Origin of the sequence: Gilliamella sp. ESL0250 (assembly GCF_013345045.1) — a bacterium.
In the GTDB taxonomy this organism is placed as follows: domain Bacteria; phylum Pseudomonadota; class Gammaproteobacteria; order Enterobacterales; family Orbaceae; genus Gilliamella; species Gilliamella apicola_H.
The window spans coordinates 84,377-95,621 of the sequence record NZ_JAAEDV010000013.1 but is presented as its reverse complement, the minus strand read 5'-3'; the positions used below and the strand labels follow the sequence as shown (position 1 = coordinate 95,621).

The following is an 11,245-nucleotide window of genomic DNA, read 5'->3' as shown; positions in this document are numbered from 1 at the left end:
CAACGCTCTTTAACTCGCCTTGATTATCTATCGTGTCGTGACCATCGCCCAGATTAAACAGGTAAGTATCGTTTCCTGCTCCGCCCGATAAAAAGTCGTTCCCTTTACCGCCCGATAAGATATCATTGCCTTTATTCCCTAAAATGGTATCATTACCATCCGTACCGAACATCTGTAAACGGTTATTTAACACTTCATCCCACGTTAATTTTGTGCCATCGGCAAATACAAACTCTTCAATAACGTTACTAGCATTAATTCTAGCGGTTGCAGAGGTTGCATTGTCAAAGATATTCTTAAATGTTAAGCTACTTTTTCCGTCAATTAATGTTATCTTTATATCAGTCCCTTGGCGTGAAAATCTAACATCTTCAGCTTTAATGTTATTCATAAATAATAGCTTATCCATTCCTGATGAGTCACAAATTGACTCATGACCCGATAAGCCAAATACATAAAAATTATTACCCGCTAATGTATTTTCACCCAATTTATTTTTAATTGACCGATAATATTCATCAGAACTACTGTATGTCAAATAACCATCAATAACTTCTTTCAATAAAAGTTTTTTTGTCGGATCAGTTACCTGATCAAGATGATTCTCTAATCCTGAAAAATCAATCACAACATTTCCATTATTAATATCTATTTTTAATAATTTAAACGCATCTTTAAATTCGGTTTGTGATAAAAGGTTGGCCATAACATAATGTTTGAATTTATTATATTCTGCCATTAATAAATTAGTAGCAACAGTACCTACAGGAGGAGTTTTATTACCATAATAAATATTAGTATATTTTTCCCCTGTAATGATTTCTAATACAGTTAATTTTCTAGCGTCTATATTACCTCGACTATTCGGATCGACCTGATTCACATTGGCCCAGCTAAAAATAATATCATCAATAACCTGTAGAATGTCAGTTGTTACAGGATTAGCAATAAATTTATCGAGTAAATTTCTTAATTCCGAATTTTTACTTAAAGCAAGAGATAAGTTAACAAGATTACCAAATCCACGTACAGACGGATATTTTTTTACCTCGTCAATATAGTGTTTTTCACCAGTATAAATAGTATTTGCTTGATTTGTTGCAAACCAAACATCGGTAGATTGTCCTTTTTTTCCATCGGTGTAGGTGATTTCACCGGTTAAGCGATGCGCATTTCCGTTGCTATCCACATAATTTGATGTTGAATATTTTGTACTAATCGAGGAAATCCCCGCTTGTTCTAAGCTAAGTAGCTCATTTTCATCGGTAAGACCATTACTGTTTTTATCTTGCCATATTTTTAATTTTTGCCAGATACTATCTTTAGCATCAATAACACCATCACCATTTTCATCATATTGGGCTAATGCTTGGTACCCATTTTTAGCTGTTTTGCCATTTTGTAGTAATGAGCTGTCACCAAACAGTTCTCTTCCATCATCAATGACACCATTATCATTTAAATCTAGCACCAACAATCCATCATCAGCACCAACCCATCCAGTATTTTCGGCAAATTGGTTAGCATTTAAATCAAAATGAATATTTTTATCTTTACTAATTGTCTCAACACCATCACGATCAAGATCAATAATAATAGGAGAGAATGCTGTTTTAGCAGCATCAGGAATAGAAGGAAATAATGATGAAATAGGTCCCATAATAGCGTTTCCAACACCATTAAGTAGACCATTTAACTTATCCATAAGATCAATTAGTCCATTTCCATCGTTATCTCGGAATAGATCAGCAAACTTATCCACCATCGCATCAGAAAGCAAACCTGCAACAACAGCTGCGCCTAAACCGATACCGATAACGGCAGCAGCTGGCGCACCGGCTGCACCGGCAACTACAGCAGCTACTGTTCCAGCCAATGCCCCTAATATATTGCCACTAATTTCTTTAACACCAAACTCAAGTAAGATTCCTCTTGCCTCATCAGCATCGCCTCTATCAAGTGCAGCCTGAGCTTCTGCCGATGCAATGCCAAGCCCGATCCCCGTCATAATATAACCCACAATAGGCAGACGTTTTGCAATTTTCTCACCCGCTGACGCTAGATATTTAGATGTTCGATTAACACTTTTTCGCATTTCTGGCGATAAATTATGATAAGCATCTTTAAGATTGTTAATATACTCACTATTTAACTTTCCGTCAGGCTCATTAAGCTTTAACCAAGATTTAACATTATCTGGCGCTAACTTAGTTCCTGCTGCATCTAAACCCGCAATATTTTTAATATGCTCAAAAGCTCGCCCAATTCCCTCGGTTTGTTCGATAGATTTTAATACCGATGTTGGAATACCATTGACTGACGTCACTTTGGGATTATTTAATAATGCCGGTAATTCTGTGGCACCAAAAACCCGCCCCGAGTTCATTCCAAATCCACCAAGTACACGAACATCACCAACTGCACCATCAACAAAGCGTTTAGAAATAGCATCCCATGCGCCATTAGGTTGACGGGTGCCATTGCTGTTTGAACCAAAAAGGAATTCAATTGCTTTGTTAGATAACTGACTATCTTCACCTTTACCAAAGATCTGCTTTAACTTGCGATTTAAAGGCGAATTTATTAAAAAAGCATCAGATAAAAATTTAGATGCTTCGGTATTATCAATAAGGCGAAGAGAAGAGTTATTTTTTAATTGATCGATAATCTGTGATGTATGCACGCCAGAATCTAACATCCCCGAATAGAGGATGGTTGTTTTGCCATGGGTATTTATATCTAATTGTTGTATTAAATCACGTAATCCATTGGCATCCTTGACCTTAAATAATAGTTTTTCCGCTCCCTCTTTAGTCAATCCCGCCATATTGGTCTATTCCTCCAGTATAATAATTGATTATAGTGTTAGCTTACAAAATACTAAAAATTACATCTAATCAGTGCTTCCTCATTAGCTTCTACATCTCTAATTCCATTAGATTTATAGGCAGTTAATGCTCCTTTTAAAATGGTTAATAAATCCGCTTTCGACATACTAGACAAACAACTGGGATTCATTGACACAATATTCCAAGCAATTTTTACAGGAAATGAGTTGGCATATTCCAAACCAATCGCTTCCAAATCGCTAGGTTTCCAACGGCCAGCTTCCAGAATAAAATCAATATTCTGACCATCAACATGCAGGATAAACACCTGCTTATTAGTTGGTTCAGGGAGACCCGAAGGACTATCATAATTCAGCACCCAACCACAGTTAAATAACCAATACCCTCGTTCCTTATCCACACACCAAGCGTGTTGATGAACGTCAAAACTCTTCAATAGTTCAGGCATTTGAGTGAACCAAGGATTGTACTTATTCCATAAATTATCTAAATCATATTTTTTGGCATCTTCTTTCGAGACATAGGCATTGACAAATGACATGAGTTATTCCTTAATTCAATCGCGTTAAATAAATTTGGATTATTTTATATAAAATATAAAAAAAGATAAGCAAAATTATAAAGAAGATAAGTGGTTTGTAAATAAACAAAAACAGATTATAAGTATTAATTATCATTGAATAATTTGATTAAATAATTATTATAATTTGCTTAATAATTGATCATGAACAATATTAATGTATATTTTAGCTACTATTTTTCGGTTTTAATTAACCTAGGCTTTGATTGAGTAATATATTATTTTAGTACAATATTTGAATGCTATTGAAGCGTACGTCTATATTTGGGAGGGAATAAATAGAGTTGAATTTAGAACATTTCAGTGAATGGTTGTTTTTATATCTAATTGTTGTATTAAATCACGTAATCCATTGGCATCCTTGACCTTAAATAATAGTTTTTCCGCTTCCTCTTTAGCCAATCCCACCATATTGGCCTATTCCTCCAGTATAATAATTGATTATCTTGTTAGCTTACAAAATACTAAAAATTACATCTAATCAGTGCTTTCTTATTATCATTTAAATTTCTAAGTCCACGTTTATAAGCAGTTAACGCCTCTTTTAAAATGGATAACAAATCTTTTTTCGACATATTAGGTAAACAGCTGGGATTCATTGACACAATTTCCCAAGCAAATTGTATCGGATATAAGTCGGTAGATACTGACTCGCTAGGATCCAAATCGCCACGAGTCAAAATAAATTCAATATTCTGGCCATTAATATGCAGGATAAATACCTCCTTATCAGTGGGTTCAGGTAAACCAGAAGGACTATCATAAGTCAATACATCACCACAGTTAAATAACCAATATCCTCGTTCCTTATCCACACACCAAGCGTGTTGGTGAACATCAAAACTGTTCAATAGTTCAGGCATTTGAGTAAACCAAGGATTGTACGTATTCCATAAATTATCTAAATCATATTTTTTGGCATCTTCGTCTGAGACATAGGCATTGACAAATGGCATGAGGTATTCCTTAATTCAATTGTGTTAAATAAGTTTGGATTATTTTATATAAAATATAAAAAGAGATAAGCAAAATTATAAATAAGATAAATGGCTTGTAAATAAACAAAAACAGATTATAAATATTAATTGTCAGTGAATAATTTGATTAAATAATTGTTATGATTTGATCAATAATTACGCTATAGCAATATTGATATATGTTTTAGCTACTACCCCTTATGTGATATTTGAGTTTCATTATTACCAATAAGCGTAAACATTCTTATTGAATCTAACACCTTTATTACCCACTGTTGAAATTAAAGAAAACTGCCTTTGAATTAAAGATTGATTAATTTCTTGGAGTTCATTGTGAATAGTTCGCGCACTAATTTGATACTCTTCCGACAACATCTAGGCGGTGATCGAATAGTCGATAGAAATAAATTTTTTAAATAACTCAATGGTTCTTGTTCGCATAAGCTTATTCGCCTATTGACTTCATAAATTAAGTATAGATGAAAGAATATAAATAAGACATTTTACCGAAAATCGCTTTAACTTTTGTTTTCTATTCTTTGAATCTTCGCATATTTGCCGATGATACCACATTGACATTAAAGCGCGACTCTTTTTCGGCTTTCGCATTCGTTTGTTGGCGGGCGGGTTTGGTGAGTGTTTGATTGATCTGACGGTTATCACACGTTTTAATAAATAGATACTGCAAATTCGTAATTAATCACGAAACGGTATAGAATCCTGAATATTTTTTACAAAAATATAACCTAAAAGTGAACACCACATTTTTATTAAAGTCGCTATCGCTTTCAGCTTTCCCATGCATTTAAGGGTAAGCGGTTTTGTGAATATTTGATTGATCTGACGGTTATCACACGTTTTAATAAATAGATACTGTAAATTCAGAATTAATCACGAAACGGTATAGAATCCTGAATATTTTTTACAAAAATATAATCTAAAAAGTGAACAATAGGGTAAATACCTAGCTTATTTTCGTATTTTATATTCAATAAATTTTTCAACATTCAACAAACATTCAATGCTGTAATTGGTGGTTTTATAACATTCTTTCTTATTGGTTAAGGAGCGAATAGCTTCAATCAAGCTTTGTCTAGCATGTTATCAATAGTTAGATGGTGACTATAAAGGGTTTAGTCCAACCTGTTGCGGTTATCTTTTTTATGATATAAGCGCTAGATCGCTTGTCGGTGATAACATGTTAGTTAGTTTGTTTGTTTTTTTATGTATATTTATTGCTGTAGTTTCTCAAATGACTGTAAACACTGCGAGTAATTCCTACAAATAAGGATAAGCAAGCTAAAATGAGAATGCTGTTATTATGTTAGTCAATTCTATGACATGCCTAGCAAAATTACTTATAGAATTAGGCATAACCGTATTGAGATAATCAATACGGATGACCATTGAGATTAGGTTTTGATGGCTGATTTTTGCCGAACAATTTCAAATAAACAAACACCAGTTGCTACCGACACATTAAGTGATGACACAATGCCAGCCATGGGGATGCTCACTAATTCATCACAATGTTCTTTTGTTAAACGGCGCATCCCTTCACCTTCCGCACCCATCACCAAAGCAAGTGGAGTCGCTGTTGATGTTTTATAAAAATCAGTTTGATAAAGCGTTCTATCTGCCTCGCCAGCAGTCCCCACAATCCAAACTTGATATTCATCTTGTAACATTCGCATCGTGCGTGCCAAATTGGTCACTCTAACCACCGGTACGCTTTCAGCCGCACCACACGCTACTTTTTGTGCAGTGGAATTAAGGGGTGCTGAGCGATCTTTTGGCACTATAATAAAATCCACACCCGCGGCATCAGCGGTTCTTATGCAAGCGCCTAAATTATGCGGATCGGTCACACCATCTAAAATTAAGATAACGGGGTTTGGCTGCCCTTCCATAAGTAAAGGAATATCATTTTCTTGATAACCTCGACTTGGTTTAACCATGGCTAAAATACCTTGATGTACCCCATTTTTAGATTTTTCATCTAACCATTGGCGATTAGCGATTTTGACTGGCAAGCCAAGTTGCTCTAATTGACGCACAACGGCGATAAGGCGTTTATCTTCACGCCCTTTAATAATAAATACTTCAATAATTCTTTCTGGCGAACGCGCTAATAATGCTTCAATGGCGTGCAGGCCATAAACTGTTTCACTCATTTATTTGCTACTCTTTTGTTTTATTGACTGATTTTGTTTTATTACTTGATTTTGGTTTCGATTTGCTACGTTTTTTACTTTTAGCTTTTACTTCAACTTTCGTGTTTTGTTTAGCACTTGATTTAGCCTTCTTTTTGTTACTTGGCTTAGCACTACTTTCACTAGTTGTTTTTTTACCTTTTCGCTTAAGTGGCAAATCAGCATGCTGATCGGTTTGAGATTGTTTAGACTTCTGTTTTGCTGTTTTACCTTGGCGTTTTGGCTTATTATTACTGCCAACCAGCGAAAAATCAATTTTACGTTCTTCTGGATTAACATTATCGACTTTTACTTGCACTTTATCGCCTAAACGATAAGTAAAACGTGTATTTTCACCAATTAAACGATTGTGCGAAGCATCATAAATATAATAGTCGTTTTCTAACGAGGAAACATGCACTAAACCATCAATGAAAAAATCGTCTAATCGAACAAAGAAACCAAAATTAACTACGCTTGCAATCGTACCATTAAATACTTCACCAACATGATCTTGCATATAATCACATTTGAGCCAATCAACCACATCACGCACGGCTTCGTCAGCACGCCGTTCGGTCATTGAACAATGTTCACCAAAATAGAGCATTTCGCTAGTGGTATAGCAATGTCCGCCAGTCTTACTGGTTTTATGCTGTTGGTCAGCTAAAATCCATTTAATCGCTCGATGTAATAACAAATCTGGGTAACGACGAATTGGCGAGGTAAAGTGCGCATATTCCTCAAGCGCTAAACCAAAATGCCCTCGATTTTCAGGATCATAAATGGCTTGCTTCATGGAGCGTAAAATTACCGTTTGCAACATATCATGATCGGGACGCGTTTCAACCACCGTCATTAATTCGGCGATATCTTTCGGTTTTGGACTAGCGCCACCACCCAGCGATAAGCCAAGTTCACTTAATACGCTGCGCAGATTGTTCATTCGATCTTCATCTGGCTGGTCATGCACACGAAATAATGATGGCACTTGCGCATCAATCACTAATTTTGCAGCCGAAACATTGGCTAAAATCATACACTCTTCAATAATTTTATGTGCCACATTACGTTGTGCAAGCTCAATACTTTCGATACGTTTATCGGCATTAAAGATAAATTTTGGCTCATCTGATTCAAACCCTATCGCACCGCGTGCAATTCGTGCATTATCAAGCACTTTATATAATCCATATAGATTCTCAAGATGTGGCACTAATTCTTGGTAATGTTGACGTAGCGCTTTATCACCCTCTAAAATTTTAGCTACTTTAGTATAGGTTAATCTAGCATGTGAATTCATCACCGCTTCGTAAAACTCATATCCTGTTAATCGCCCTTTGTTCGACACAGTCATTTCGCAAACTAAACATAAACGATCAACTTGTGGATTTAACGAACAAAGTCCATTAGATAATACTTCGGGAAGCATTGGTACAACTCGTGATGGAAAGTAAACCGATGTACCACGCAAGCAGGCTTCTTTATCTAAGGCCTTATCAGGCCTAACATAATAACTTACATCGGCAATCGCCACCCATAAACGATAGCCCCCACCACGGTTTTTTTGGCAATAAACCGCATCATCAAAGTCCCGTGCATCTTCACCATCAATAGTGACTAAAGGCAATTGACGCAGATCTTTTCGACCTTTTTTAGCACTTTCTGGCACTTGTTCGGTGAATTTGCTCATCTCTTTTTCAACAGTTTGTGGCAATTCATAAGGAATTTCGTGGTTTCGCAGTGCAATATCAATCGCCAAATTAGTCCCCATGATCTCACCAAGCACTTCTTTTATGATGCCAACGGCTTTTTGACGACGTTCCGGACGTTGCTGTAACTCAACCACTACCACCGTTCCCATACGAACCGTGCGATCAGGTTTGCCGGCAATTAAAATATCAAAGTTTAAACGGCTGTCATCAGGCACAACAAAACCAACGCCTTGCTCAACAAAATATCGCCCAACAATTTGATTATTGCGTGGTTCTAAAATGCGTACAACCCGAGCTTCCATTTTTCCACGGTATTTAGTGCCCATTGGCTGCGCTAAGATCACATCACCTTGTAAAACTTTTTTCATTTGCTCTGGCGATAAAAAATAGTCCTCAGGGTTCCCCTCTACCCGCAAAAAGCCAAAACCATCACGGTGGGCAATAACCTTACCTTTGACCATGTCAAACTTTTCGGGCAAGGCATAACATTTGCGACGCGTAAACACAACTTGCCCGTCACGCTCCATAGCCCGCAAGCGGCGATGTAACGCCACTTTTTGTTCTTCATCTTTAATAGCAACAGCTTGGGCAATTTTTTCTAAACTTGCCGGTTTTGCTTCTTGTTTAAGGTAATCTAAAATAAGTTCACGGCTAGCAATAGGGGAATCATACTTCTCAGCTTCGCGATCAAAAAATGGATCTTTTATCATAAGGGATATCCTGTGACTAATATTAGCGCTAGCATAACATAGAGTGCTATAACTTAAAATGAAGATTCAATTTATAAACAAGCGTCAAAAAGTTGTTAATCTATTTTAAAGTAGGATTGTGTCAGTATTCGATACTAGACTTAAAAAACAATAAGAATCAAAATCCCAAATAATGAGAACGTTTTTTGGCCAAATCTCCTAAAAACCCCCTCGCAAGGCTGTAGAATGTGACCTTTGACTGCCCAACGCAATTACTCGTATCATTCTGATACTCGCCTCTTCGAGGCCATCTTCGCTTTGCTTAGATGTTCGAATTTATTCCAAACAAATTTGGCTCTCGGCAAAGCATAGCCTAACCAAACATCCCTGTTTAGCGTGCTAAATGGCTATATTAGCGTCATATTCTGACACCGGAATAAGACAAACAACATAGCCAGTTATTTTGGGAAGTTATTTTGTTTTTATAATTATCTTGATGATTTTATTTTAATTACCGCGTATACCGCGTTAAAGAATCAAGGCGGTAGCTCGTTCACCGCCGAATATTTCTAAACCGCCTATACGGCGTTAAAGGATACTGATTATTCATTACGTAAGATGCCTATTTTCTAAACCGCCTATACGGCGTTAAAGTGAAAATGGGCAAAAAGCGCCCGCTGCTGGACTTTCTAAACCGCCTATACGGCGTTAAAGTAGAACTTAAGATTCGATAAGTCCTGCTGTATAAAGATAAACGACAATTTCATCTTTGAAAACCCTTTTTTTGAGCTATTTGTTAATATACTGATTTTATTTAATTTTAAATTATCGTTAAAAAAAGGGTTGGCAGAGGTTTTAATTGAAAAAATTCTTAAAAAAATAAATCAATACGTTTTCTGACTGATTTTTAGATAGTAGTTGGTTGTTTTTTCAAAAAACAACCAATCACCGCTATTTGTTTTGTTCCCGCTCAATCGCACGATAACCAATGTCTTTACGATAAAAACAGCCATGCCAATAAATATCTTTTATTTGCTCATAAGTACGCTGTTGCGCTTCAAGTATGGTATTGCCTAATGCGGTAACGCATAGCACACGCCCGCCATTGGTGTAAATGCGACCTTTTTCTAAACTGGTACCCGCATGGAAAATTTTGCAATCTTCGGTTGATTCTGTCGGTAGTCCAAGGATCACATCTTGGGTATTATACTCACCTGGGTAACCGCCTGCTGCTAGGACTACTCCTAATGCAGGTCTAGGATCCCATTTTGATTTTACGGTATCTAATTTGCCATCAAGCGCAGCCAAACAGAGTTTGACTAGATCCGATTGCATTCGCATCATTATTGGTTGTGTTTCGGGATCGCCAAATCGGCAATTAAACTCAATAACTTTTGGATTACCTTCTTTATCAATCATTACACCCGCATATAAAAAGCCAACATAAACATTGCCTTCTTGCGCCATGCCATTGATCGTCGGGTAGATGATTTCATCCATTATTCGTTTAAAAACAGCATCACTCACCACTGGTGCTGGCGAATATGCCCCCATACCACCAGTATTTAATCCTGTATCACCATCACCAACTCGTTTATGATCTTGGCTTGTTGCCATGGGTTCGACATTTTTGCCATCCACCATGACAATAAAGCTGGCTTCTTCACCATCAAGAAACTCTTCAATCACTACTCGGTGACCAGCATCACCAAAGGCATTACCAGCTAGCATATCACGGACAGCGTCTTCGGCTTCTTTCACTGTCATAGCAACAATTACCCCTTTACCAGCGGCTAGCCCATCAGCCTTAATCACAATCGGTGCACCCTTTTCACGAATATAGGCAATGGCTGGAGCAACTTCGGTAAAGTTTTGATATTCTGCGGTGGGGATTTTGTGGCGAGCTAAGAAGTCTTTAGTAAAGGCTTTTGACCCTTCAAGTTGTGCAGCGGCTTTAGTTGGTCCAAAGATTTTTAATCCCGCTTTTTGGAAACTATCAACAATGCCAATTACTAACGGGGCTTCGGGCCCCACTATAGTTAAATCGATTTGTTCTTGCTGAGCAAAACTAAGCAGACCACTTACGTCGGTAGCTTTGATGTTGATATTTTCTAAGCTAGGCTCTAGGGAAGTACCGGCATTGCCTGGCGCAACAAAGACTTTAGAAACCAATGGTGATTGTGCAATTTTCCAAGCAAGTGCATGTTCGCGCCCACCATTACCAATGACTAAAACTTTCATAA

General features: G+C 36.9%; 6 protein-coding genes. All 6 read right to left on the bottom strand.

The features are described 5' to 3' along the window. A partial coding sequence (locus GYY69_RS12935; protein ID WP_202985002.1) for a calcium-binding protein occupies nt 1-2,827 on the bottom strand: 2,827 nt, incomplete at its 3' end. 53 nt (nt 2,828-2,880) lie between these two features. After that, the gene (locus GYY69_RS10635; protein WP_174797648.1) at nt 2,881-3,390 is read right to left on the bottom strand and encodes a hypothetical protein; all 510 of its coding nucleotides are present in this window, start codon (nt 3,388-3,390) and stop codon (nt 2,881-2,883) included. 503 nt (nt 3,391-3,893) lie between these two features. Next, the gene (locus GYY69_RS10630; RefSeq protein WP_174797647.1) at nt 3,894-4,385 is read right to left on the bottom strand and encodes a hypothetical protein; all 492 of its coding nucleotides are present in this window, start codon (nt 4,383-4,385) and stop codon (nt 3,894-3,896) included. Between the two features lie 1,433 nt (nt 4,386-5,818). Then, entirely contained in the window at nt 5,819-6,580 is a 762-nt protein-coding gene (rlmB, locus tag GYY69_RS10625; protein WP_174797646.1) for a 23S rRNA (guanosine(2251)-2'-O)-methyltransferase RlmB, read from the bottom strand. A 7-nt stretch (nt 6,581-6,587) separates the two neighbouring features. Further along, nucleotides 6,588-9,023, bottom strand: coding sequence for a ribonuclease R (gene rnr / locus GYY69_RS10620; protein WP_174797645.1), 2,436 nt, complete (start codon nt 9,021-9,023; stop codon nt 6,588-6,590). A gap of 930 nt (nt 9,024-9,953) precedes the next feature. Further along, nucleotides 9,954-11,243, bottom strand: a complete 1,290-nt coding sequence (gene purD / locus GYY69_RS10615) for a phosphoribosylamine--glycine ligase (RefSeq protein ID WP_174797644.1) — start codon at nt 11,241-11,243, stop codon at nt 9,954-9,956. Nucleotides 11,244-11,245: the final 2 nt, after the last annotated feature.